This window comes from Streptosporangium sp. NBC_01810, from assembly GCF_035917355.1.
Lineage (GTDB): Bacteria > Actinomycetota > Actinomycetes > Streptosporangiales > Streptosporangiaceae > Streptosporangium.
In genome coordinates, this window is the sequence record NZ_CP109070.1 from 4,216,307 (window position 1) to 4,239,713 (window position 23,407).

Genomic DNA, 23,407 nt, shown 5'->3' on the forward strand with positions numbered 1-23,407 from the left:
GGGTCATGCCGGCGAAGGGAGCGGAGCACTTATGGCGGACCATTTCGACCTCCTCGTCGTCGGCGGGGGGGTGATCGGGCTGTCGGTGGCCTGGCGTGCCGCCGGCCGGGGCCTGAGGGTGGCGGTGGCCGACCCCGCGCCCGCCTCCGGCGCCTCGCACGCGGCGGCCGGCATGCTGGCCCCGGTCAGCGAGGTCACCTACACCGAGGAGCCGCTCCTGCGGCTGGGCCTGGCCTCCCTGGCCCGCTGGCCCGCCTTCGCCGCCGAACTGGCGGACGCCGGCGGGCACGACCTCGACTACCGCACCGACGGCACCCTCGACGTCGCCTTCGGCTCGGACGACCTGGCCGCGCTGGACGACCTCGCCGCCTTCGCCGCCAAGCTGGGGTTGCCCGCCGAGCGGCTCACCGGCCGCGAGTGCCGCCGCCTGGAACCCATGCTGGCCCCCGCTGTCCGCGGCGGTCTGCTGGCGGGCGGCGACGCCTGGGTGGACCCCAGGAGGGTCACCACCGCACTCCTCGCCGCCCTGGAGCGGGCGGGCGGTGCCCTGGTGCGCGCCCGCGTGACCGAGCTGCTCACGGCCGCCGGAGCGGTCACCGGGGTAGGGCTGGCGACCGGCGAGAGCGTCGGGGCCGAGAAGGTGATCCTCGCCGCCGGGGCCTGGTCGGGCTCCCTGCCGGGAATGCCGCCCGAGGCACTTCCCCCGGTGCGGCCGGTCAAGGGCCAGATCATGCGGCTGCGCTCCCCCACGCCGATCCTGCGGCGATGCGTGCGCGGGGTCGTGCACGGTTCGAACGTCTACCTGGTGCCACGCGGCGACGGCGAGATCGTCCTCGGCGCCACGCAGGAGGAGATGGGCTTCGACACCCGCGTCACCGCCGGTGGGCTGTGGGAGCTGCTGCGCGACGCGCGGGAGCTCGTCCCCGGCGTGACCGAGCTGGAGGTGGCCGAGGTCGCCGCGGGACTGCGCCCCGGCACCCCGGACAACCTGCCGCTGGTCGGTCCCACGATCGTGCCCGGCCTCCATATGGCCACCGGACACCACCGGGGCGGGGTACTCCTCGCCCCGCTCACCGCCGACCTCTGCTCGGGCGAGACCGACCCCGAGCTCTCCCCGATCTGCTCACCCCTCCGCTTCCAGGAGCACCCACAGCAGGAGCTGTCATGAACGTGACCATCAACGGCGCCGCGCACGAGTTGCCCTCGGGGGCGACCGTCGCGCAGGCCGTGCAGCGGCTGACCGGCATGCGGAGCGGGGTGGCCGTCGCGGTGAACGACGAAGTCGTCTCGCGCGGCGCCTGGGAGGCCACCGCGCTGGCGGAGGCCGACCGGGTCGAGGTGCTCACCGCGGTTCAGGGAGGGTGACCGGCATGGCGGACGATCTGCTCATCGGCGGCGAGAAGTTCTCCTCACGTCTCATCATGGGCACCGGGGGCGCCCCGTCCCTGGAGATCCTCGACGCGGCGCTCGCCGCGTCGGGGACCGAGCTGACCACCGTCGCGATGCGGCGGCTCGACCCGGCCGCACGGGGCTCGGTGCTCGACGTGCTGCGCCGGCGCGACATCAAGGTACTGCCGAACACCGCGGGCTGCTTCACCGCCGGGGAGGCCGTGCTGACCGCCAGGCTGGCCAGGGAGGCGCTGGAGACCGACTGGGTGAAGCTTGAGGTCATCGCCGACGAGCGCACCCTGCTGCCCGATCCCATCGAGACCTTCGACGCCGCCGAACGACTGGTCGCCGACGGGTTCGTGGTGCTGCCCTACATCGGCGACGACCCCGTGCTGGCACGCAGGCTGGAGCAGGCCGGCTGCGCGGCGGTGATGCCGCTGGGAGCCCCCATCGGTTCCGGGCTGGGCATCCGCAACCCGCACAACATCGAGCTGATCGTGGAGTTCGCGAACGTGCCGGTGATCCTGGACGCTGGGATCGGCACGGCCAGCGACGCGGCACTGGCCATGGAGCTGGGCTGCGACGCGGTTCTGCTGGCCACCGCGGTCACCCGGGCGCGGCGCCCGGAGCTGATGGCTCAGGCGATGCGCGCGGCCGTTTCGGCGGGCCGGGCGGCCCACCTGGCCGGACGGATACCCCGGCGTCGCTACGCGGAGGCCTCCTCCCCTCTTCATCGATAGAAAACGACCACGTCTCGGCATCGGTTTGGGATTCATGGATCCTGCCGGCGTCAAATCGCCCGTAAACTCGGCCACGTGGACACGACGCTTACGGACCCCCTGGTCGGGAAACTCCTCGACGGGCGTTACCGCGTCGAGTCCCGGATCGCCCGGGGCGGGATGGCGACCGTCTATCTGGCCCTGGACATCCGGCTCGACCGCACAGTCGCCGTGAAGGTGATGCACCGCTCTCTCGCCGAGGACCCCGCCTTCGTACGGCGCTTCATCGGCGAGGCCAAATCAGTGGCGAGCCTGTCGCATCCCAACGTGGTGCACGTCTTCGACCAGGGCACGGACGGTGACAACGTCTACCTCTCGATGGAGTACGTGCCGGGCCGGACCCTGCGCGACGTACTCCGCGAGCGGGGTAGGCTGCCCGCCCGCGAGGCACTGGAAGTCATGATCCCGGTGCTCGCCGCGCTGGGCGCCGCCCACCAGTCGGGCCTGGTCCACCGGGACGTCAAACCGGAGAACGTGCTGCTCGCCGACGACGGCCGGGTCAAGGTGGTGGACTTCGGCCTGGCCCGCGCGATCGAGGCGACCAACCAGACGCGCACCGGTGTCATGATCGGCACCATCGGCTACATGTCCCCCGAGCAGGTGACCGCAGGGGCCGCCGACGCCCGCAGCGACGTCTACGCGGCCGGCATCATGCTGTTCGAGCTCCTGACCGGCCGCCAGCCGTACGAGGGCGACACCCCGATGTCGGTGGCCTACCGGCACGTGCACGACACGGTGCCCGTACCCTCCGCGCTGCTCCCCGGCTCTTCCCCGCTGCTCGACACCCTGGTGGCCAGGGCGACGGCCCGCGATCCCGCGAGCCGTCCCGCGGACGCCACCGCGCTGCTGGTCGCCGCCGTCGACGCGCACCGGATGCTGCCCAGGGAGAGCGGCCCGGTGCAGTCCGTCCCCGTCGGGCCGCCGCACGCCCACGAGACGGTCGTGTCCGCGCCGCCCGCCCCGGCCAACCACACGCTGATCCAGCCCCGCGTCGAACTGCTCACCAGCCCGGTGGGCGATCAGCCCCCGCCCGCTCCCAAGGCGCGCAAGATGTCCGGCGCCCGCTGGTTCCTGCTCGCGCTGGCCGTGGTCATGGTGATCGCGGTGGGGGTGACCGGCTGGCTGTTCTCGCAGAACACCACCATCGTGGTGCCCTCCACCCTGGTGGGCAAGAACATCACGGTCGCCACCAGCGAGGCCAGGCAGCGCGGCTTCACCGTCGAGGAGGGCGAGCCCAAGCACGACGAGAAGGTGCCCAAGGGCAACGTGCTCAGTACCGACCCCGTGGCGGGCACCGAGGCCGAACCGGGGAGCAAGCTGACCCTGATCGCCTCGGCCGGCCCCAAGCGGGTCGCGGTGCCCAACGTGGTGGGCATGACCGACCCTCAGGCCAGGAGCAGGCTGGCGGAGACCTCGCTCCTCGTCGGCAAGGTCAGGAAGCAGCCCAGCGAGACCGTGCCGCGCGGCCAGGTGATGCGGACCGTCCCCGCCGTGGGGAACCCGGTCAAGGAGGGCAGCAAGGTCGACCTGGTCGTGAGCGCGGGCCTGCTCATGCCGGACGTCAGGGGCATGCCCCGCGACCAGGCCGACGGGGTGCTGCGCGGGGCCGGATTCGCCCCCGAGTTCGTCGAGCAGACCGACGCCGCCCAGCCGTGCACGGTCATCGCCCAGGATCCTCAGCCCAAGGCCGAGGTCGACAAGGGCGCCGTGGTCCGGCTGACCCTTTCGCAGTGCGCCGCCGAGTGGCACTGGCCCTGGGAGAACAACGGTGAGGCACCTCCCGGCGACGGCGGAAACGTCGTGGTGATCCCGAACATCGTCTTCAAGGACTTCAGGGCTGCGCGCGACGAGCTGCGCGCCGCGGGGGTCACGGTGAAGCTGAGGCGGACCCTGGGCAAGGGCACGGTGCTGGCCCAGGTCCCGCCGGCCGGCCAGGCGGTCCCGCCCGGCACCGAGGTCACCATCTGGTACTGACGGCCGGGACGGGTTCGGCGCCCGGCGCCCACGCCGGGGGGAACCTCCGCGTTCCGCGTGCTCAGCCTCCGCTGAGGAGACCGTGCAGGCGGATCCTGGCGAGGCCGCCGTCGGGGTGGATGTCCACCCTGGCGTACCCGGCCTCGGGCGCGTCGGTGATGCGGAAGCGGTGCCGGGTGTCGGGCAGCAGGCGGGTCCTGGGCAGCAGCGGGAACCAGGTGGCGCCGTCCGTGCTGCCCGTGACGGAGACCTCGGCGGGAGCGTTGAACACCAGGTTGGTGGTGTCGATCTCGGCGAGCCTGACGATCCCGGGACCCGCCAGGCGGATCACCAGCCAGTCGTTGCCACCGTCGCGGCGGCGGGCGGTCTCCCAGCCCTCGGCCTGGTGGCGGGCGAGGCCAGGAAAGATGGCGTTGTTGGGCGAGGAGTAGAACTCGTTGGAGCAGGCGGTGACGAGCGCGCCGTTCTCCAGCGCGGCCAGGTCCAGGCCGAGTCCCTCGTACACCGACAGGTCGGGCCTGACCTCGCCGTGCACCCGCAGCCGGGCGATGCCCCCGTCGGGGAACATGTTCAGCCGCACGTGGGTGTAGCGGTGCTCGCCGGACACCTCGAAGAAGTGCTCGGCGTCCCCATTGAGGTCGCTCCTGGGTACGATCTCCACCCAGTGGGCCGCCTCCAGCTCGGCGACCGTCGGGTAGCCCTCGACCTCGGCCCCCTCTACGGATGCGTGTGGCGGGTAGTTGCCCTTGAACCAGGCGGTGTCGATCACGACCCCCCGGACCACCCCGGGCATGCCGAGCCGGACCAGTGCCCAGTCGTGGCCGGGCTCGCGCCGCCTGCGGGTCTCCCAGCCGTCGTAGACCTGCCCCTTGGCGCCGAAGGTGTGCGGCCGGAAGCCGGGGCGGCCCGGCCGGATGAGGCTCTCCCTCTCGGCGAAGGACTCGTCGTTGGCCGAGATCACCGAGCCGCCGAGGGTGCGCAGGGCGAGGTCGGGCAGTGCGGTGAACTCGGTCAAGGAGAGAACCTTTCTCGCGAGGAGCGGACTCGGCCGCCCGGATCGTGCTGAGGAGCGGACTCGGCCGCCCGGATCGTGCTGTGGGAGGGCCGGCTACCGGAGGACGCCCCTGGACTCCTTCCCCACGGTCCGGCCGCGCAGCCAGGTCGTACGGACCACACCCGTGAGCGTCCTGCCGTGATAGGGCGTGACCGGATTCCTGTGGTGCAGCCTGGAGACGTCCACGGTGTGGACGGCGTCGGTGTCGAAGGCGACCAGGTCCGCGTCGGCGCCCTCGACGATGGCGCCCTTGCCGTGCAGCCCGGCCAGCTCGGCCGGGCGGGTGGCCATCCAGCGCACCACGTCGCCCAGGCCGTGCCCGCGCCGCGCCGCCTCGGTCCAGATCGCGGTCAGGCCGAGCTGGAGGGAGGAGATCCCGCCCCAGGCGGCGGCGAAGTCGGGCACCTTCAGGTCGGGGGTGGAGGGCGAGTGGTCGGAGACAACGCAGCCGAGCACCCCGTCGGCGAGCCCGCGCCACAGCTCGTCGCGGTTGGCCGCGGCACGGATCGGCGGGCAGCACTTGAACTGGGTGGCGCCCTCGGGCACCTCCTCGGCCACCAGTGTGAGGTAGTGCGGGCAGGTCTCCGCGGTGAGCCTGATCCCCTCCCGCCTGGCCCTGGCCAGCGGTTCCAGGCAGAGCGCGGACGACACGTGCAGGATGTGCGCCCGCACCCCGGTCTCCTCCGCCAGCGCGGCGACCCGCTCGACGGCACGGCGCTCGGCCTCTCCGGGGCGGGAGTCGAGGAACTCCGGGTATCGCGGCCCCACCGGGTCGGCGAGCAGCGCGGGATCCTCGGCGTGGACGACCAGCAGGCCGTCAAAGGAGGCGATCTCCACCATGGCCGCCCGCAGCCCGTCCGTGTCCAGCGGCGGGAACTCCTCCACACCCGACGGGGACAGGAAGCACTTGAACCCGCGCACACCCGCCTCGTGCAGCGCCCTCAGGTCCCCGACGTTGCCGGGGATCGCCCCGCCCCAGAAGGCGACGTCCACCGCGCACTGCCCCTCCGCGGCGTTCCTCTTCACGGCCAGGGCGTCCACGTTCACGGTCGGCGGCAGCGAGTTGAGCGGCATGTCCACGATCGTGGTCACCCCGCCCGCCGCGGCGGCCCGGGTGGCGGAGGCGAAACCCTCCCAGTGGGTCCGGCCGGGCTCGTTGACGTGCACATGGGTGTCGACGAGGCCCGGCAGCAGCGCGACGTCGCCGAGGTCGACCTGCTCAGCGGCATTCAGCTCGGCGTCGTTCAGCTCCGCGTCGTGGGCGCGCACCCCGACGATCTTCCCGTCCCGTACGGCGACGACCGCCGGGCCCTCTCCTCCGGGCAGCACGGCCCGGCGGGACCGGATGACCAGATCCGGCACGTCCTCAGCCCTCGCACTCATCGGCTCTCCGTCCTGCCTGCTTCTCACCGCGGAACGCGCCGGCCTGAGCGCCCGGACCCCACACGCTCATCGGCCCCGTGCCCCCTTCCCGTCCTCGCCGCGCCCGGGCGGCGCCGGAGTGGCGCTCAAAGTGCGCCCGAGCGGTGCCCGAGTGGTGCCCGAGTGGTGCCGGAGTGGTGCCGGAGTGGTGCTCAAAGGTGCCTCTCGGCGACCGTGCGCGCGAGCCGTTCCAGCAGTGGGCCCGCCTGCGACATGCACACGGCCGGGTCGGGCTCGATGTCGGTGAGCGCGTAGGCGGCCGTGATGCCGGCCGCGCTCAGCTCCTCGTCACCGAGAGCGCGGCGCCCGCAGACCACGACGACGGGGACCCCCGCCTTGGCCGCGGCGCTCGCGACCCCCGCGGGTGCCTTGCCGCGCAGCGTCTGCTCGTCGAGCGAGCCCTCACCGGTGACGACGAGGCACGCCCCCTCAAGGCTGTCCTGGAATCCGAGCAGGTCGAGGAGGTAGTCGATGCCGGGCCGAAATTCGGCCGCCAGGAAGGCCAGCGCGGCGAAGCCCACTCCCCCGGCGGCACCGGCGCCCGGCTGCCCGGCCACGCCCATCGAACGGACGACGCCGTCGTGCTCGGCGGCCCCGACCAGACCGTGGGTGTGCGCGGCGACGGCGGCCAGCCTGGCGAGGGCGGCGTCGAGCAGCCTCACCTCGTCGGGGCTCGCACCCTTCTGCGGCCCGTACACGGCGGCGGCTCCGTGCGTGCCGAGCAGCGGGTTGTCCACGTCGCCCGCGACGACGAACTCGACATCATCGATCTCGATAAAGTCGGATTTATCGATTTTTGCCAGGTTGCCGAGGGCGGCTCCGCCGAACGGGAGCTCCTGCCCGTCGGCGTCCAGGAAGCGGACGCCGAGCGCCCGCATCATGCCCGTGCCTCCGTCGGTGCAGGCGCTGCCGCCGAGGCCGAGCACGATCCGCCGGGCCCCGCGCCGTACGGCGTGGGCGATCAGCTCGCCGGTGCCGTGGCTGGTCGCGGTGAGGGGTGCCGTCTCGACGCCCTCGTGCGCGAGCGACCCCGCCGCTGAGACGACCGGCCCCGAGGCGGCCGGTAGCCGCCGCAGCCCTGACGCCTCGGCCAGCTCGACGACCGCGGTCGCCACGTCCCCACCCGGGAGGGCGTCGCGCCAGGCGTAGGAGGCGAGGACCGGCTCGCCGACGGGACCGGTGACCTCGACCTCGACCCGGGTGAACCCGCAGGCCACGACCGCGTCCACGGTGCCGTCACCGCCGTCGGCCACCGGCAGCGCGACCGTGGCGACGCCGGGCCCGAGACCCGCGGCGATCCGCTCGGCGACCTCCGCAGCCGTCAGCGAGCCCTTGAACTTGTCCGGGGCGATAACCACATGTCCCGACAACTCAGACAACCCTGCCCCCTAATGGCGGATGGGCGGCACGTGTCCCCCGCCCGTGTGAGCCGGCGGGGACCGGATACCTGACCCCGATGAAACGGAGAACAATCATCACATCCACCCCCTGAGCGTCCTCGACGCCCGGTCCGGTCGCGACACCACCGGCCGCGGCGGGGACCACCCGCACGCTTCGCTGCCTCACCCGCGGCGGCCGCCGGTGATCCCGCCGGACACGGAGACTCCGGGCTCTCCTCATCGGGTCTTCCCGGGCGTGGAGACCCCGGGCTCCGGCTCCGGGGAGGACATCAGGCGCCGACCTCCTGGCTCGCGGTGAAGCCCTGCTCGGCGGCCAGGCGCATGAGGCGGCGGTGCGCCTCGCCACCGGCGCGGCCGAGTTCGTCCTGGGCGACGGTGCGCAACTCGTCGTCCTCGACGACGGTCTCCCCTCCCACCAGCAACCGGGCCAGCGGAGGCTGCCGGGTGCCGAAGACCAGGGCACAGACCGGGTCGGCGACCGCGGAGGCGAAGGCCCCGGTGCGCCAGAGGGCGATGTCGGCGAGTTTTCCCACCTCCAGCGAGCCGAGCTCCTCCTGCCGGCCCAGGTTCCTCGCCCCGCCCAGGGTGGCGATCTCCAGGGCCTGGCGGGCGGTGAGCGCGGTGGGCCCGTACCTGGCCCGCTGGAACAGCAGGGCCTGGCGCATCTCACCCGACATCGAGGTCAGCTCGGCCGAGGCGCTGCCGTCCACCCCCAGGCCGACGGTCGCGCCCCTGCGGAGCATCTCGGAGACGCGGGCGATCCCGGCCCCGAGGCGGCCGTTGGAGCTCGGGCAGTGCGCGGAGCCGGTACCGGTCTGGGCGAAGATGTCGATGTCGCCGTCGCTCAGGTGAACGGCGTGGGCGAACCACACGTCCGGGCCGAGCCAGCCGAGCTTCTCCATGTAGTCGACCGGGCGCTGCCCGACCTGCCGCAGGCAGTGCTCCTCCTCGTCGAGGGTCTCGGCAAGGTGCGTGTGCAGGCGTACCCCCTTGGACCTGGCCAGCGCGGCGGCCTCGGTCATCAGGTCGGCACTGACGGAGAACGGCGAGCAGGGGGCGACCGCGACGCGGAGCCTGGAGGAGAAGGACGGGTCGTGGTAGGTGTCGACGGCCTCGGCCGTGGCGTCGAGGATCTCGTCGAGCCGTTCGACCACCACGTCCGGCGGCAGGCCACCCTGCGACCTACCCCGGTCCATCGAGCCTCGGGCGGGGTGGAAGCGGAGCCCGACCTCCCTGGCCGCCTCGATCTCCGCGGCGAACAGATCCCCGCGCCCGGACGGGAAGATGTAGTGATGGTCGCTGGAGGTGGTGCAGCCGGACAGGGCCAGATAGCCCAGCCCCGCGCCCGCCGCGCCCTTCACCACCTCGGCGTCCATCGCGGCCCACACCTGGTAGAGCGCCGTCAGCCACTCGAACAGCGTGGCGTCCTGGGCGAGCCCCTGGGAGGCCCACTGGTAGAGGTGGTGGTGGGTGTTGACCAGGCCGGGGGTGGCCAGGCAGCCGGTGCCGTCGATTCTGGCCGCACCCGGTACGACCGGGGCGGGACCCGCTCCGAGGGCCACGATCCGGTCACCCTCGACGTGGATGTGTCCCGAGGGGATCTCCGGACCCACGACCGGGGCGATGTGCACGTTCTCGATCAGGATGGCGCTCAACGAGACTCCTTGGGCGTGAGGGTTCCGGCCCGTGGCGGCGGGGAGGCGGTCGCGTGCGCTTCCAGGACCCGCTCCGGAACCGATCGCGGTTCCGATCGCGGTTCCGGCCTCGCCGGGGCGGTCAAGCGCTCTCCTCGCCGCGCGGTCCCGAGCCCGCGTCGGCCTTGCGCGCCGCGGCGAGGCGTACGGCGTCGAGGATCTTCTCGTAGCCGGTGCATCGGCACAGGTTGCCCGCCAGGGCCTCGCGGATCTCGGCGTCGGACGGCCGCGGAATCCGCTCGATCAGGTCGTGAGCCTGGACGATGAGGCCGGGGGTGCAGAAACCGCACTGGACGGCTCCGCATTCGACGAACGCCTCCTGGACCGGATCGAGCCGGTCGCCGTCGGCGAGTCCCTCGATGGTGCGGACCACGCGGCCCTCGACCTGCCCGGCCGCGACCAGGCACGCGCAGACGGGCAGCCCGTCGAGGTAGACGGTGCAGGAGCCGCACTCGCCCTGCTCGCACGCGTTCTTGGAACCCGGCAGGCCCACCCGTTCGCGCAGGACGTACAGGAGGCTCTCGCCCTCCCAGACATCGTCGACGCTCTCGCCGCGTCCGTTGACCGTGAAGGTGAGGCGCATCAGCCGGTCCTCCTCTCGAAGTGCCCGGAGCGTAACTCGTTCCACGCCCAGGTGAGGGTGCGCCGCGCCATCACCGCGATGGCGTGGCGCCGGTAGTCGGCGGTACCGCGCACGTCGTCGATCGGCGAGGCGGCCTCGGCGGCCAGCTCACCGAAGCGCCCGAGCACCGCGGGGTCGAGCCGCGCCTCCCAGTCGAGTTCCGCGGCCAGGAACTCCTCGGCCGCGACGGCGCGCCGGGGGGTCGGGGCGGCCGAGCCGATGCCGGTGCCGACCCTGCGCTGTCCGGGATGGAGCGCGATCGCGAACGAGCAGACCGCGATCACCATGGCGTTGCGGGTACCGACCTTGGAGAAGTACTGCGGGCCGCTCGCGGGGCTCATCCAGAACGCCCTGATCAGCTCGTCGGGCTCCAGCGCGCTGCGCTTGACCCCGAGGTAGAAGGCCGCGGCCGGGATCATACGCACGCCCCGGGCCGCGGACTCGACCTCGATGACCGCGTCACCGGCGAGCAGCGGCGGGTGGCTGTCCCCGGCGGGCGAGGCCGCGCCGAGGTTGCCTCCCACCGTCCCCCGGTTGCGGATCTGTGGCGAGCCGACGGTGCGGGAGGCCTGTGCCAGCCCTGGCAACCGGTCGCCCAGCTCGGCGATCAGCCGGGTGTACGACACGCCCGCGCCGACCCTGAGCATGCCGTCCGCCTCCCGGCTCCATGTCGCGAGCTCGGCGACCCGGTTCAGGTCGAGCAGCCCGGCAGGCCGTCGCACGTCGAAGTTGAGCTCGACCATCATGTCGGTGCCGCCGGCGATGGGCGCCACCTCAGGCCGGTCCGCCTTGGCGGCCAGTGCCTCCGCCCAGGTGGCGGGGCGCAGGAAATCCACGGTCATCACTCCCAGGCGAAGCGGGCGTCGGGGGCGTCGTCACGGAGCACGCCGCCCTCGATCAGCCCGTAGGGACGGTCGGCGGCGTAGAACACCTCGTTAGGGTTGTCCAGCCCGAAGGGGGTGAGGTCTACCAGGAAGTGGTGCTTGTTGGGCATCGCCAGGCGCACCTCGCAGACCTCCTCCCGGGCGTTCAGCACCCGCTCGCCCATCGCGTAGAGCGTCTGCTGCAGCGACAGGCTGTAGGTCTCGGCGAACGCGCCGAGCAGGCAGCGGCGTACCTCGTCGTAGGACTCCCCGTAGTGGGACTCCCCGTAGTGGGACTCCCCGCGGGAGTCCCCGCGCGGCGGCACGCCTGGCAGGTGCCGCCAGCGGGCCGAGACCTCGGTGGCCAGGACGCGGTCCCTGGTGGGTCTCAAGGTGGTGTACTCGTCCTCGGCGAAGCCGGAGAACTCCGAGCCCGTCGAGTTGAGCACCACCAGGTCCTTCAGCCCGGAGACCACGGTGGTGGTGCCGTCCCGGTCGTGGTGGACGACGCAGGTGCGCACCTCCCTGCCGGAGCGGACGAAGGAGTGCCGCCCGCCTTCGGCTTTTCGGCCCTCCCGGGCCTCCCGGGCTGCTTCGGCGGCTTCCAAGGATCCCGGAGTTCCCGGGGCTCCCGGGGCTCCCAGGGCTCTTGGGGCTCCCGGGGCTCTTGGGGCGGAGTCGCCGTCCACCGGGATCCGGTCCCAGAAGTACTCCTCGATCTCCACGCGGGCGTGGTGGACCGTGGGCTGGGAGTCCACGTAGTGACGGGCCAGCAGGATCGCGAAGTCCTCGATCTGCTCGACACCGTGCTTCCTGGCGAAGGCGTACACGGTGTTCTTCTGCGTGTCGGTCGGCAGGACCGCGGCGTTGTCGCCGATGAGATGGACCGCCTCCATGTCGCCGGAGAGCGCCGAGCCGACGGTGACGTCCTTGAGGTGGTGGACGCCTCCGTCCCTGACGACACGGACCAGGCGGATCTCCGCCTTGCCGTAGCGGTTGGGGCCGAGAACGACGGGCATGCTAGCTCCCTCGATACGTCGAGTAGGCGAACGGGCTGAGCAGCAGCGGCACGTGGTGGTGCTCCCCCGGGTTCGCCACCGTGAAGTCGATCGAGACCCGTGGGTAGAAGGCGGCCACCCCGCGGGCGGCGAAGTAGTCCCCGGTGTCGAAGACCAGCCGGTGGGCGCCCGCCCCGCACGTCCACCCCGCGATCCGCCCGTCGGCGTCGGTGACGCCCTCGGCGAGCACCTCGCCGTCCCTCTCCAAGCGTACGGCGACACCCGCCGCCGGCCTGCCCAGGGCGGCGTCCAGCACGTGCGTGGACAGGCTCATACGGGACCTTCCGCAAGCATGGGTTCGAGGAGTACGGGCCCGGATCCCGGGAGCTCGGAGCTCACGTGGCCGTCCGCGGAAGCACGGGAGCCAGGTGGCCGCTCTCGAGGAGTTTCACCAGCCGCAGACGGGTGATCTTCCCGAGTTCGGCCCTGACGACGTCTCGCTCGGTGTCCTCGTCGTTACCGAGCCGCTCGGTGAGACGGGCCAGCATCTCCTCGGCCGGCAGACCGGTGGCGCAGATCAGGTAGACGTGGCCGAACCGCCGCTCGTAGGCGCGGTTGCCCTCCGCCAGCCGGTCCAGGACCTCCCGCCCCGCCGTCTCGACGCCCGACTGCTCCCGGCGAGACCAGTCCGCCTCCCTTCCGGAGTGACCGGCCGCCGGGTCGCTCTCGCGGGGCGGTTCGCCGATCCGGGGGTGGGCGGCCAGCGCCTCGCGTACACCGGACCAGTCCAGGCTCCGCACGGTGGCCTCCGCGACCTCGGTCAGCCGGCCGGGGTCGCGATAGGGGCGCAGCGCGGCCACCTTCGCGGCGAAGCCCCGGCAGGCACAGCAGGCCAGCAGTTCGGCCTCGGCCTCCTCGGCGCCCAGCGCGTTGAAGGCGGCCAGCCCCGCGACCTGCGGCGCGGAGTGCACGTTCGACATGTGAGCAGTACACACACCATCGGCGCGTACAGTCCAGCGACAAGCGCCCCAAACTGTGCCAAGGGTTTGCCGCAGATTTCCGCAACATCCTCCAAACCTGCCGGTATCCGGCGTTCGGTTCTCCTCGGGACACACGGCTGAGCGCACCGCCGGCAAGCGTTCGGTTCTCCTCGGGACACACGGCTGAGCGCACCGCCGACATCTGTCACCGGTCGCCTCAGGGGCGGACGGAGCCGGTGTGGGACCAGGCCGCGCGACCGGCCTGCCGCCTGTGAGACACCGGGGTCGACGCCTAAACTACGGTCATCATGACTTCACTCTCTCCCATCGGCGGACACGTCTCCGTCACCGGCGGTCTCGCCAAGGGCGGCCTGCGGTACGCCTCCGACATCGGTGCCGAGATGATCCAGGTGTTCGTCACCAACCCGCGCGGCTGGGCACTCGCCGTGGGCGACCCCGCCCAGGACGCCAAGCTCCTCGAGTCCGGCGTGCTCTCCTTCGTGCACGCGCCCTACCTGATCAACATGGGCTCGCCCAGCGCCGAGACGCTGGAGAAGTCGGTGGCCACCGTGCGGCACAACCTGCTGCGCGGCCACGCGATCGGCGCGAAGGGAGTGGTCGTCCACACGGGGTCGGCGGTGAGCCAGTCCCGCGACGAGGCATTGCGCCAGCTGCGTGAACATCTCCTGCCGCTCCTGGAGGAGATCCCCGACGACGGACCCGACCTGCTGCTGGAGCCGATGGCCGGGCAGGGCGCGGTGCTCTGCGCGACGGTCCAGGATCTGGAGCCCTACCTGGCGGCCCTCGACTGGCACCCGAAGGCGGGGATCTGCTTCGACACCTGCCACGCCTTCGCCGCCGGGCACGACCTGTCGACCCCCGAGGGCGTCAAGGAGACTCTGGACGCCCTGCACTCGATCGCCCCCGGGCGGCTCAAGCTGGTCCACGCCAACGACTCCAAGGACGTGTGCGACTCCAAGAAGGACCGGCACGAGAACATCGGCTCCGGCCACATCGGCGCCGAGCCCTTCGCCGACATGCTGCGCCATCCCGTGATGGCGGGGGTGCCGTTCTGCATCGAGACACCGGGCGGCGCCGAGAAGCACCGCGAGGACATCGAGGTGCTCAAGAAGCTCCGCGACCGGTGAGTTCCCGGCTCACCTGAGGTCGGACGGGACGCCCGTCCTCGTGATCCGGCCGCCCCCGTGTGGCCGGATCACGGTCCGGCCCGCTGGCCAACGCGGGCGTCCCGTCATATCGGAGATCGGCGACCCCTCCCCCTTCCGGTCAAGGACTCGGCGGCCGTGTGGCCGGATGCCGGTGCTCCCCCGGTGTCCGCGCATCAGGTCCTGCGTGAGCCTTCCGGCTCTGTCCCCCCTGACCCGGCGGGTCTCGCTCTCCGATGAGGGAACACTAGAGGCGCGCCCAGACGAGCGAGCGGCGCTTTCCCGCCAGCGCGATTAACGGTTCGTAGTTGTCGATGTGCGGAGAGTGTCGACACGACGAACGGCTCGCGGCGGGCGACGAACGGTCGATCGGGGGCTCGTGAGGCCCCTGGGACCCGCCTGACCCGCCCGTCCCGGGGAAACGCCGATGAGCCGGACGACCGCGAAACGGCGTACGGCACGCGAGGTCGGACAGTGCACGGGGGCCGACCAAGGGCACGGCGACCGTGAGCCGACCAAGGGCACGGCGACCGTGAGCGGGCGACCGGAGCCCGCACGGGTTCGAATCCCCGTGCGGGGGCCCGGAGAGGCGTGCGGCGGTTACCGCAGGGCGGCGGCGGAGGCAGGGCCTGACCCGGACGCGGTTACCGCAGGGCGGCGGCGGAGGGCAGGGGCCTGGCCCGGACCACGCCGGGGACGGCCGGACGGTCACGGAACTGGCGGACCAGCCGCTCGCGGACCTGGCGGGCGTGACGGCGGCTGACCGGAAGCGTCTCGGTACCCACCCGGAGCATCACCCTGCCACCGTCGAAGCGCAGCTCGCTCACGTGCCGCACCGAGACCAGCGTGCTGCGGTGCACCCGGATGAACCCCGACCCCGCCCAGCGCCGTTCCAGGGCGGCCAGCGGCATGCGGACCAGGTAGCTGCCCTCGTCGGTGTGGAGCCGGACGTAGTCGCCCTGCGCCTCGGCGAACCAGACGGCCTGCTGGGGCACGAACCTCGTCCGTCCCGCGAGCTCGACCGGGATGACGTCCTCCGGCACCGGGTCGGCCGCCGCGGGAATCATGGACTCCAGGCGCCGCACCGCCTCGGCCAGCCGGTCGGCCCTGACCGGCTTGAGCAGATAGTCGACCGCCTCCAGCTCGAATGCCTGCACCGCGCACTCCTCGTGGGCGGTGACGAAGACCAGCCGGGGCGGGTTGGGAAACCCCGCGATGAGCCTGGCCAGGTCGAGGCCGTCCAGTCCCGGCATCCGGATGTCAAGGAACACCCCGTCCAGCCGCTCGCCCGTGCCGATCATCTGGACCATGTCCTGGAGCGCGGTGACCCCGCCCGCCGCCGTGGAGACGTGCTCGATACGGGGGTCCTGGCGGAGGAGATAGGCGATCTCCTCAAGGGCGGGGACCTCGTCGTCAACGGCCAGGACTCGCAACATGACCCCACGCTGCCCTCTGAACCACACCCGCCGCAAGCCTGATGACAACTTCAGGTAATAGTTTGACTACAAATAGCTATTGGCGGGGTGGAGCTTGGGAACGCGGAGCCGCACCGTCGTGCCCGCGTTCGGGGCACTCTCCACGACCAGACCGTAGTCCTCACCGTAGATCCGGCGGAACCGCACGTCGACGCCCGCCAGCCCGATCCCGCCCTCCTCTCCCGACCGCGGCGCGGAGCCGTCGAGGAGCCCTCGGACCCGCTCGGGGGGCATGCCCGGGCCGTCGTCCTCAACGCTGATGTGGGCCTCGGACCCGGCGTCACCGACCACCACCCGCACCTCTCCATGACGTCCGGCGGCGGCCACGCCGTGCTTGACCGCGTTCTCCACCAGCGGCTGCAGGCAGAGGAACGGGACGGAGACCGACAGCACCTCCGGTGCGACCCTGAGGGTGAAACGGAGCCGGTCGCCGAACCTGGCACGTTCCAGCAGCAGGTAGCGGTCCACACAGTGCAGTTCCTCGGCGAGGGTGGTGAAGTCGCGCTCCCGGCGCAGCGCGTACCGGTTGAAGTCGGCGAACTCCACCAGCAGCTCCCGCGCCCGCTCGGGGTCGGTGCGAACGAACGAGGCGATGGTGGTCAGCGCGTTGTAGACGAAGTGAGGAGACATCTGGGCGCGCAGCACCCGCATCTCCTCCTCCATCGTCCGCCGCCGTGAGGAGTCGACCTCTGCCAGTTCCAGCTGCCCCGAGACCCACCTGGCGACCTCGGTGACGGTCCGCACCAGCGCCGGGCTCACCACGGGGTCGTACGCGGCGAGCGCCCCGACCACCCGGCCGTCGACGGTGAGCGGTACGACGATCCCGCCCCTGGTGGCACAGCCCGGCGTGTCACAGATCGGCTCGTCCCCGGTCAGCACGTGCGGGCGCGCCGAGGCGAGGACGGTCCTGGCGTGTTCGTGTGCGTGTTCGGGCGCGTGGTCGCGGTGGCAGCCCGCCGCGCCGTCCCAGGCGAGCAGGCCGCCGGTGTCGGCGACCGCGACGGCGCCGGTGCCCAGCAGGGCACGCAGGTGGCGGACCGCCTTGCGGGCGGACTCGTGGGTGAGCCCGGCCCGCAGCGAGGGGGCCGCCATCGCCGCGATGTGAAGTGTCAGAAAGGTGGCCTCGTCCGTCGGGCCGCCCTGCCGGTCCGGGTGTCGCCGGCGCGGGCGGGGAAGGACGAGTCCGAGAAGGGCGCTGAAGGCGCAGAGCAGCACCCAGCCGGTGGTCGACATGTGGAAAACCGTAGTCAACCCGCCCCGGTGATCAGGGGTGAACGCCGATCACGAGCCGATCAGGGCGGGCCTTCGCCCGCTTCCTCCTGATAGGAGTAGCGCTGCTCGCGCCAGGGGTCGGCGATGTTGTGGTAGCCACGTTCCTCCCAGAAGCCGCGCCTGTCCTCCAGCAGGTACTCCACGGCGCGCACCCACTTGACGCTCTTCCACGCGTACAGGTGCGGGACGATCATCCGCACCGGGAACCCGCGCTCCATGGCGATGGGCTTCTCGTCGAATTCCAGCGCGAACATCGTCTGGGAGCGGTCGAAGTCGCCGATGCGCACGTTGGCGCTGTAGCCGTACTCGCCCCAGATCATCACGTGCTTCACACCGGGCGCGGGCGGAGCGACCGCCATCAGCGTCGCCGCGGACACCCCGCCCCACTCGTTACCCATGATCGAGAACTTGGTGACGCAGTGGAAGTCGGCCACGATCGTGGTACGTGGCAGCGCGGAGAACTCGGGCCAGGTGAAACGGTGCTGCTCGCCCGAGGCCGTCGCCCCCATGACGTGCAGCTGCCACGTCTCCGGACGGAACCTGGGCACCCGACCGTAGTGGATCACCGGTCGGCCCCGGGGGACGTACTGGCCCGGAGGCAGGCGAGGCTCCTCCCCCGAAGGTTCGGACTGTTCCATCATCACTCCCTCCGCCGTTTCCCCTATGGCACGTGGTAATCCTGCCATCGCGGGCTTCCCGACGCCTCGGCGGCCACCGAATAGCGTTCTCCCGGCCTGCGGGACGGAGGTGTTCTCGCCGTGCGCTATCATTTCCGACTATGCGTACTGCGTTCTGGTTTTTTTATGGCGACGGACCCGTGAGTCGGACCGTTCGCCACCAGATGCTGCGCTGACAGCCTGGCGAACAGAAGGCCCCGGGTCCGGTTTCGGACTCGGGGCCTTCTGCTTTTCCCGGCCTTTCATCGAAAACACCCAGGACCCCGGAGCCGGTCGGAACCGGCCGGAGCCATCGGAGAGGGAGAGACATGGTCATCGTCATGGGACCCGGTGCCACGGAGAACGACGTCGAGGCGATCGTGGAGGTCATCGGCACGGCGGGCGGCGAGGCGTTCGTCAGCCGGGGCGTGAGCCGCACGATCATCGGCCTGGTCGGCGATGTCGCCCAGTTCACCGCTCTCGACCTGCGGGGCATGGCCGGGGTGGCCGACGTGATGCGGGTGAGCGCGCCGTACAAGCTGGTGAGCCGCGACAACCACCCCGAGCGGTCCACGGTCCGCGTCGGCGGCGTGCCGATCGGTCCCGGCACGGTCACCCTGATCGCCGGCCCGTGCGCGGTGGAGACCCCCGAGCAGACCCTTCAGGCCGCCCGGATGGCCGCGGCCGCCGGGGCCACCCTGCTGCGCGGCGGCGCCTACAAGCCCCGCACCTCCCCGTACGCCTTCCAGGGGCTCGGCGAGGCGGGCCTGCGCATCCTCGCCGAGGTGCGCGAGCAGACCGGGCTTCCCGTCGTCACCGAGGTCGTCGACGCCGCCGACGTGGAGCTGGTGGCCTCCTACGCCGACATGCTCCAGGTCGGCACCCGCAACGCGCAGAACTTCGCGCTGCTGCAGGCCGTCGGCGCCGCGGGCAAGCCGGTGATGCTCAAGCGCGGGATGAGCGCCACCATCGAGGAGTGGCTGATGGCCTCCGAGTACATCGCCCAGCGCGGCAACCTCGACATCGTGCTGTGCGAGCGCGGCATCCGCACCTTCGAGACCGCCACCCGCAACACCCTGGACGTCTCCGCGGTGCCGCTCGCCCAGCGGCTGTCGCACCTGCCGGTCATCGTCGACCCGTCCCACTCCGGCGGCCACCGCGACCTGGTCCTGCCGCTCACCCGCGCCGCCATCGCGGCCGGCGCCGACGGCGTGATCATCGATGTCCACCCGCGCCCGGAGCAGGCCCTCTGCGACGGCCCCCAGGCGCTGGTCGACAGCGATCTGGACGAGCTGGCCCGGGTGCTGGAGCGGTTCCCGCCGCTGCTGGGCAAGGTCGCGGCCGTCGACGCCCTGGCCCCGGCCTGACCCACCCGCTCGCCACGGATACCCGGCCCCGGTACGTCCCCGGGACCGGGTGATCCGATCTCAGGCGTCGAGCCGGTACTCCTGCAGGGACCCGGCGAGCTGGACGGCGAGCTCCTCGGCGTCCAGGCGACGCTCGATCTTCTTCAGGTCGGCGACCTTCGCGGCGATCTCGGCGCGGCGGGGGGCCAGCAGCGAGCAGCAGTCCTCGTCGGGGAGTTCGGAGATCGCCAGGGTGCCGATGCGGCGGGCCTCGGCCATGATCTCGGTCTTGTCCAGGCCGATGAGGGGACGCAGGATCGGCATGTCGACCGCGTCGTCCTGGGCGGTGATGTTCTGCAGAGTCTGCGAGGAGACCTGGCCCAGGGAGTCGCCGGTGACCAGGGCGCCGGCGCGCAGGCGGCGGGCGACCTCCTCGCCGGTCTTCAGCATCAGCCGGCGCTGGGTGATCACCGCCAGACGGTCCTGGCCGGAGGCCTTGATGGACTGCTGGGCCTTGCCGAAGGGGACGACCCACATCCGGGACCCGCCCTGGAACCTGTCGAGTGCCCTGACCAGCGCGTACGCCTTGTAGATGGACTCGGAGGTGGTGAAGGGGATGCCGGAGAAGTGCAGGAAGTCGACACGCAGGCCGCGGCGCATCATCCGGTAGGCGGCCACCGGGGAGTCGATGCCGCCGGACATCAGGACCAGGCCCCGGCCGCTGCTGCCGACCGGCAGCCCGCCCTGGCCGGACAGCCCGCCGGTGAAGACGAAAGCCTCGTCGCGGTCGACCTCGATGGAGACCACCAGCTCGGGACGCTTCAGGTCGACCGGCAGGCCGTAGACGTCGTTGAGCTCGCCGCCGACCGAGCGGTCCAGCTGCATCGAGGTGAGCGGGAAGCGCTTGTCGCGGCGGCGGGAGCGGACCGCGAAGGAGACACCGCGTTTGACGTCGTCGCGGTCGGCCAGCAGCTCGACGGCGGCCTTGGTGATCGCCGAGGGGTCCTTGGCCACCCGCCAGGCGCGGTGGATCCAGACCAGCCCCGGGACGTACGAGACGCGCTCGGCGACCGCGTCCGCGACCTCGACCCCGGTGCCCTCCGGCAGGAAGAGCGCGATGACGCCGTGGCGCTGCCGCACGTCGACCTTGACGACGACGTCCTTCAGAGCGGCCTTGATGTTGGCCTGCAACCTCCGCTCGAAGAGCTCACGGTTGTTGCCCTTGAGGACGACCTCGCCCAGTTTGAGCAGAACGCAGGGCTCGCCCAAGGCGGACATGGTCATGGCGCAACCTCCGGTGGAGCTTCGAGGGGGTATGAGAGCTTCGTCGTGGAGTTTCGTCAAGTCTCTCGCGCGTTCGCACAAAGACAACGTCTCGACCTTGCTACTTTAGTCGGGACTACGACTCGTCGAGGCCCTGCTCGATCACGTAGCGGACCAGTTCCACCCGATTGTGGAGCTGGAGCTTGTTCAGCGTGTTCTGGACGTGGTTCTGCACGGTCCGGTGGGAGAGCACGAGACGCTCGGCGATCTGCTTGTAGGACAACCCTTTGGCGACCAGGCGGAGCACCTCGGTCTCCCGCTCGGTCAGGCGGGGCGTCGCCTCGGGCGCGGGCCGGGCCGCCAGCCTCCGATACTCCCCCAGCACGAGCCCGGCCAGCCCCGGGGTGAACACCGCGTCGCCCCCGGCGGTGCGCCGGACCGCGTCGAGGAACTCCTCTTTGCTCGCGGATTTCAGGAGATATCCGGAGGCTCCCGCCTTGATGGCCTCCAGCACGTCCTCCTGCTCACCGCTGGCCGACAGCACCAGCACCCTGGGCGGCGGCTCCGAGGTGGCCAGCCTCCTGGCCACCTCCACCCCCGGCAGGTCGGGCAGCTGCAGATCCAGCACGACCAGCTCGGGCCGGACCGCCGCGGCCACTCGGACCGCCTGCCGCCCCTCCCCGACCGCGGCCACCACCTCGTATCCGGCCTCGGCCAGGTCCCTGGCCACCCCGTCCCTCCACATCGGGTGGTCGTCCACCACCATCACGCGCATTGGCCTACCTTAGGCCCGCACCTCCGGGCCGGTAGGCCCACCTCCGGGCCGGTAGGCCCGCACCGCCCACCACGGCGGCCGCGAAACGCCCTCTAGCCGATCGGCACCGACATCTCGATCTCGGTGCCCCGGCCGGGATGGGAGATCACCGTGACCGTGCCGCCAAGCTCCGCGACACGGCCCCGGATGGACTGCGCGACGCCGAGCCGCCCGGCGGCGGCGGCCTCCTCCAGGCGTCCGGGTGCCATACCCGGCCCCTCGTCCCTGACGGTCACGGTGATCAGTCCGTCGTCGCTCTCGGCGAAAACCCACGCGGGTGCCCGCGCCCCACAGTGGCGGGCGACGTTGTCCAGGGCGGCCCCGACCGCGGCGGCCATCTCCGCCGCGGTGGCCGCGGGCAGGATCAGCGGGGTCGCCGGGGCCGAGACGGTGACCGTGGCCGAGCCGTACCTGTGCAGCAGGGCACACAGGTCCGCGGCGCCGGCGGCGGGTGCCTCGGGTGAGATCCTGACCAGCTCGCGCAGGGCGGCCTCCTGCTCGCCCGCGAGCCTGCCCAGTTCGGCCGCCTCACCGCCGATCTCCTGCCCGCGCCGCTGAACCAGCGCGAGCACCTGGAGCACCGAGTCGTGGATTCCCCGGGCGAGCCGCTCTCGCTCCCGACCGGCGGCCTCCAGCTCGATCGCCTGCTGCATGCGCTCCTCGGCCTTCCTGGCCAGCCGGGCCACGTGCCCGACGACGGTCCCGGCGAGGAAGAGCAGGACGGTGCCGTTGATCGGCAGCGTCTCGAAGTCGCCCCCGGGAACACCGTGCAGCCGCAGGTCGGCCAGCGAGACGATCAGCGCGGCCACGGCCCCCAGCCGCCGCCCGCCGTACACGCCCCAGGCGAGCACCGCGCCGCCCATCCAGGTGCCGGTGATCGGCAGGCTGCCCTCCTGGTAGGCGCCCTGCACCGCCGGGGTGGCGAGCAGGCAGCCCACGGTCACGAGCATGTCGGCGGCGAGCAGCGGCCGGCCGCGGAGCTCCTCGACGGAGTAGGCGAAGATCGTCCCCGCGGTCCACAGCGCCATGACGCCGATCACCAGCCAGCCGATCGCCGGGTGGGCGTACCCCCCGGCACGGATGAGCAGAACCGCCGCGTACGCGAGGGATGCGACGCGAAACACCGCGACCGCCCGCCAGAACGGACCCTCGATTCCCGTCACGCGCCGACCCTACCGCCCGGTAAGAGAGGGGCTATCTGCAATAATCCACCGATTTCTCTCTAACGAAAAACGGGAACATGTCCCACGTAGATCACTTTTCCTATGGCCTTCTCACTCCCGTGCTGGCCTACGTCATGTCGAGCATCGGATGCATGCTCGGTCTCCTGCTCACCGCCAAAGCCCAGGCGACGGTGGGCGCGGCACGGGCCCGCTGGCTGGCGGGCGGGGCACTGTCCATCGGTGGCACCGGCATCTGGGTCATGCACTTCGTCGCCATGATGGGCTTCTCCATCGGCGGCGGCCAGATCCGCTATGACGTACCGCTGACGGTCGGCTCGGCGATCCTGGCGGTCGTCGTCGTGGGCGCGGGACTGCTCCTGGTCTCCTACCGGGGCGAAAGATTCCTGCCGCTCGTGTTCGGCGGCGTGCTCACCGGTCTCGGCGTGGCGGGCATGCACTACATCGGCATGTTCGCGATGAACATGCCGGCCCACCTCTCCTACGATCCGGCGCTGGTCGGGCTCTCGGTCCTGATCGCCATCGCCGCCTCCATCGTGGCGCTCTGGTTCAGCCTGCGGGTCAGTGGCGTGCTCGCCACCGGCGGCGCCGCGATGATCATGGCCCTGGCGGTCTGCGGCATGCACTACGTCGGCATGTTCGCGCTCGAGGTACGGCCTCGGCTCTCGCCGGCGCCGCTCGGAGGGGCCAGGGGCGTCGACTTCATGCTGCCCACGCTGGCCGTGCTGGGCCTGCTGACCCTCACCCTGCTGCTGACCGTCATCCTGTCTCCGTCGCAGCCGGAGCTGGACAACGACGCCGCCATGCTGGCCAGGCTGGAGAAGCGCCGCACCGAGGCCCGGCTCCACGAGCCGCCCACTCCGCCCAGCGGTCCGGCGCCGAGGGGCCCGTCCCTGTTCGACTCCCACGAGCGATGATGTACGGCCTGCGCCCGCTGGGCCGCTCGTTCAGGGCGCAGGCCGTACATGGAGGGGAATCGCGGGCGGCCGGCCGCCCGATCGGGAGGCTAGGGCCGGCCGCTTGCAGAACGCTTGCAGAAGGTGACTCCCCGCAGGCGCC

At 71.9% G+C, this 23,407-nt stretch carries 22 protein-coding genes; 7 read left to right on the plus strand and 15 right to left on the minus strand.

Annotated features, from left to right (window positions below; translation table 11 throughout):
* Window positions 1-31 precede the first annotated feature (31 nt).
* The 4 genes from thiO to pknB all read left to right on the plus strand — a co-directional run bounded on the left by thiO (window position 32) and on the right by pknB (window position 4,142).
* On the plus strand, window positions 32-1,168 hold the full coding sequence (thiO, locus tag OIE13_RS18170; protein WP_326638205.1) for a glycine oxidase ThiO: 1,137 nt from the start codon (window positions 32-34) through the stop codon (window positions 1,166-1,168).
* Window positions 1,165-1,365 carry a sulfur carrier protein ThiS gene (gene thiS, locus OIE13_RS18175; protein WP_326638204.1) on the plus strand — a complete coding sequence of 67 codons (201 nt, stop codon included), beginning with the start codon at window positions 1,165-1,167 and terminating at the stop codon, window positions 1,363-1,365. Before thiO ends, thiS begins: the two co-directional genes overlap by 4 nt.
* A gap of 5 nt (window positions 1,366-1,370) precedes the next feature.
* Window positions 1,371-2,129, plus strand: a complete 759-nt coding sequence (locus tag OIE13_RS18180; RefSeq protein WP_326638202.1) for a thiazole synthase — start codon at window positions 1,371-1,373, stop codon at window positions 2,127-2,129.
* Window positions 2,130-2,204: 75 nt separating this feature from the next.
* Window positions 2,205-4,142 carry a Stk1 family PASTA domain-containing Ser/Thr kinase gene (gene pknB, locus OIE13_RS18185; protein ID WP_326828444.1) on the plus strand — a complete coding sequence of 646 codons (1,938 nt, stop codon included), beginning with the start codon at window positions 2,205-2,207 and terminating at the stop codon, window positions 4,140-4,142.
* A 61-nt stretch (window positions 4,143-4,203) separates the two neighbouring features.
* Here the strand turns inward: pknB and alc are convergent, their stop codons facing one another.
* The 9 genes from alc to uraD form a co-directional block, all read right to left on the minus strand.
* Entirely contained in the window at window positions 4,204-5,157 is a 954-nt protein-coding gene (alc, locus tag OIE13_RS18190; protein ID WP_326638200.1) for an allantoicase, read from the minus strand.
* 93 nt (window positions 5,158-5,250) lie between these two features.
* Window positions 5,251-6,579, minus strand: a complete 1,329-nt coding sequence (gene allB, locus OIE13_RS18195) for an allantoinase AllB (protein ID WP_326638199.1) — start codon at window positions 6,577-6,579, stop codon at window positions 5,251-5,253.
* Between the two features lie 191 nt (window positions 6,580-6,770).
* Complete coding sequence (locus OIE13_RS18200) at window positions 6,771-7,997, minus strand: glycerate kinase (RefSeq protein WP_326638198.1); 1,227 nt, start codon at window positions 7,995-7,997, stop codon at window positions 6,771-6,773.
* Between the two features lie 290 nt (window positions 7,998-8,287).
* On the minus strand, window positions 8,288-9,673 hold the full coding sequence (locus OIE13_RS18205; RefSeq protein ID WP_326638197.1) for an 8-oxoguanine deaminase: 1,386 nt from the start codon (window positions 9,671-9,673) through the stop codon (window positions 8,288-8,290).
* A 121-nt stretch (window positions 9,674-9,794) separates the two neighbouring features.
* Window positions 9,795-10,295, minus strand: a complete 501-nt coding sequence (locus OIE13_RS18210; RefSeq protein ID WP_326638196.1) for a (2Fe-2S)-binding protein — start codon at window positions 10,293-10,295, stop codon at window positions 9,795-9,797.
* Entirely contained in the window at window positions 10,295-11,170 is an 876-nt protein-coding gene (locus OIE13_RS18215) for an FAD binding domain-containing protein (RefSeq protein ID WP_326647025.1), read from the minus strand. The genes OIE13_RS18210 and OIE13_RS18215 overlap by 1 nt, the downstream gene beginning before the upstream one ends.
* Window positions 11,171-11,175: 5 nt before the next feature.
* Window positions 11,176-12,216, minus strand: coding sequence for a factor-independent urate hydroxylase (pucL, locus tag OIE13_RS18220; protein ID WP_326638195.1), 1,041 nt, complete (start codon window positions 12,214-12,216; stop codon window positions 11,176-11,178).
* A 1-nt stretch (window position 12,217) separates the two neighbouring features.
* Window positions 12,218-12,529 (minus strand): hydroxyisourate hydrolase, encoded by a 312-nt coding sequence (gene uraH / locus OIE13_RS18225; protein ID WP_326638194.1) that lies wholly within the window; start codon window positions 12,527-12,529, stop codon window positions 12,218-12,220.
* Window positions 12,530-12,590: 61 nt separating this feature from the next.
* Window positions 12,591-13,175 (minus strand): 2-oxo-4-hydroxy-4-carboxy-5-ureidoimidazoline decarboxylase, encoded by a 585-nt coding sequence (gene uraD, locus OIE13_RS18230; RefSeq protein WP_326638193.1) that lies wholly within the window; start codon window positions 13,173-13,175, stop codon window positions 12,591-12,593.
* Between the two features lie 308 nt (window positions 13,176-13,483).
* Here uraD and OIE13_RS18235 point away from each other — a divergent pair, with 308 nt between their 5' ends.
* Window positions 13,484-14,323 (plus strand): deoxyribonuclease IV, encoded by an 840-nt coding sequence (locus OIE13_RS18235; protein ID WP_326638191.1) that lies wholly within the window; start codon window positions 13,484-13,486, stop codon window positions 14,321-14,323.
* A 662-nt stretch (window positions 14,324-14,985) separates the two neighbouring features.
* Here the strand turns inward: OIE13_RS18235 and OIE13_RS18240 are convergent.
* The 3 genes from OIE13_RS18240 to OIE13_RS18250 all read right to left on the minus strand — a co-directional run bounded on the left by OIE13_RS18240 (window position 14,986) and on the right by OIE13_RS18250 (window position 17,729).
* The gene (locus OIE13_RS18240; protein ID WP_326638190.1) at window positions 14,986-15,777 is read right to left on the minus strand and encodes a LytR/AlgR family response regulator transcription factor; all 792 of its coding nucleotides are present in this window, start codon (window positions 15,775-15,777) and stop codon (window positions 14,986-14,988) included.
* A 66-nt stretch (window positions 15,778-15,843) separates the two neighbouring features.
* Complete coding sequence (locus tag OIE13_RS18245; protein WP_326638188.1) at window positions 15,844-17,049, minus strand: histidine kinase; 1,206 nt, start codon at window positions 17,047-17,049, stop codon at window positions 15,844-15,846.
* Window positions 17,050-17,108: 59 nt separating this feature from the next.
* Window positions 17,109-17,729 (minus strand): molybdopterin-dependent oxidoreductase, encoded by a 621-nt coding sequence (locus tag OIE13_RS18250; protein WP_326638186.1) that lies wholly within the window; start codon window positions 17,727-17,729, stop codon window positions 17,109-17,111.
* 344 nt (window positions 17,730-18,073) lie between these two features.
* Here OIE13_RS18250 and aroF point away from each other — a divergent pair, with 344 nt between their 5' ends.
* Window positions 18,074-19,111, plus strand: a complete 1,038-nt coding sequence (aroF, locus tag OIE13_RS18255; RefSeq protein ID WP_326828445.1) for a 3-deoxy-7-phosphoheptulonate synthase — start codon at window positions 18,074-18,076, stop codon at window positions 19,109-19,111.
* A gap of 60 nt (window positions 19,112-19,171) precedes the next feature.
* Here aroF and thiI read toward each other — a convergent pair whose 3' ends face one another.
* From thiI to macS, 3 genes are all read right to left on the minus strand, one after another.
* Window positions 19,172-20,374: a tRNA uracil 4-sulfurtransferase ThiI gene (gene thiI, locus OIE13_RS18260; protein WP_326638182.1), complete on the minus strand. Its 1,203-nt coding sequence runs from the start codon at window positions 20,372-20,374 to the stop codon at window positions 19,172-19,174.
* 115 nt (window positions 20,375-20,489) lie between these two features.
* Window positions 20,490-21,119, minus strand: coding sequence for a response regulator transcription factor (locus OIE13_RS18265; RefSeq protein WP_326647024.1), 630 nt, complete (start codon window positions 21,117-21,119; stop codon window positions 20,490-20,492).
* Between the two features lie 101 nt (window positions 21,120-21,220).
* Window positions 21,221-22,330 (minus strand): MacS family sensor histidine kinase, encoded by a 1,110-nt coding sequence (macS, locus tag OIE13_RS18270; protein WP_326638180.1) that lies wholly within the window; start codon window positions 22,328-22,330, stop codon window positions 21,221-21,223.
* A gap of 77 nt (window positions 22,331-22,407) precedes the next feature.
* Between macS and OIE13_RS18275 the strand changes: the two genes are divergently transcribed.
* Window positions 22,408-23,265, plus strand: coding sequence for an MHYT domain-containing protein (locus tag OIE13_RS18275; RefSeq protein WP_326828446.1), 858 nt, complete (start codon window positions 22,408-22,410; stop codon window positions 23,263-23,265).
* The last annotated feature ends 142 nt before the right edge of the window (window positions 23,266-23,407 follow it).

Excerpts from the sequence above, each read along its gene's own strand:
- aroF (WP_326828445.1), top strand. The coding sequence starts at position 18,074 with ATGGTCATCGTCATGGGACCCGGTGCCACGGAGAACGACGTCGAGGCG.
- uraH (WP_326638194.1), bottom strand. The coding sequence starts at position 12,529 with ATGAGCCTGTCCACGCACGTGCTGGACGCCGCCCTGGGCAGGCCGGCG.
- OIE13_RS18235 (WP_326638191.1), top strand. The coding sequence starts at position 13,484 with ATGACTTCACTCTCTCCCATCGGCGGACACGTCTCCGTCACCGGCGGT.
- thiO (WP_326638205.1), top strand. The coding sequence starts at position 32 with ATGGCGGACCATTTCGACCTCCTCGTCGTCGGCGGGGGGGTGATCGGG.
- thiS (WP_326638204.1), top strand. The coding sequence starts at position 1,165 with ATGAACGTGACCATCAACGGCGCCGCGCACGAGTTGCCCTCGGGGGCG.
- OIE13_RS18250 (WP_326638186.1), bottom strand. The coding sequence starts at position 17,729 with ATGATGGAACAGTCCGAACCTTCGGGGGAGGAGCCTCGCCTGCCTCCG.
- thiI (WP_326638182.1), bottom strand. The coding sequence starts at position 20,374 with ATGACCATGTCCGCCTTGGGCGAGCCCTGCGTTCTGCTCAAACTGGGC.
- OIE13_RS18265 (WP_326647024.1), bottom strand. The coding sequence starts at position 21,119 with ATGGTGGTGGACGACCACCCGATGTGGAGGGACGGGGTGGCCAGGGAC.
- OIE13_RS18275 (WP_326828446.1), top strand. The coding sequence starts at position 22,408 with ATGTCCCACGTAGATCACTTTTCCTATGGCCTTCTCACTCCCGTGCTG.
- uraD (WP_326638193.1), bottom strand. The coding sequence starts at position 13,175 with ATGTCGAACGTGCACTCCGCGCCGCAGGTCGCGGGGCTGGCCGCCTTC.
- allB (WP_326638199.1), bottom strand. The coding sequence starts at position 6,579 with ATGAGTGCGAGGGCTGAGGACGTGCCGGATCTGGTCATCCGGTCCCGC.
- OIE13_RS18210 (WP_326638196.1), bottom strand. The coding sequence starts at position 10,295 with ATGCGCCTCACCTTCACGGTCAACGGACGCGGCGAGAGCGTCGACGAT.
- pucL (WP_326638195.1), bottom strand. The coding sequence starts at position 12,216 with ATGCCCGTCGTTCTCGGCCCCAACCGCTACGGCAAGGCGGAGATCCGC.
- OIE13_RS18240 (WP_326638190.1), bottom strand. The coding sequence starts at position 15,777 with ATGTTGCGAGTCCTGGCCGTTGACGACGAGGTCCCCGCCCTTGAGGAG.
- OIE13_RS18180 (WP_326638202.1), top strand. The coding sequence starts at position 1,371 with ATGGCGGACGATCTGCTCATCGGCGGCGAGAAGTTCTCCTCACGTCTC.
- OIE13_RS18245 (WP_326638188.1), bottom strand. The coding sequence starts at position 17,049 with ATGTCGACCACCGGCTGGGTGCTGCTCTGCGCCTTCAGCGCCCTTCTC.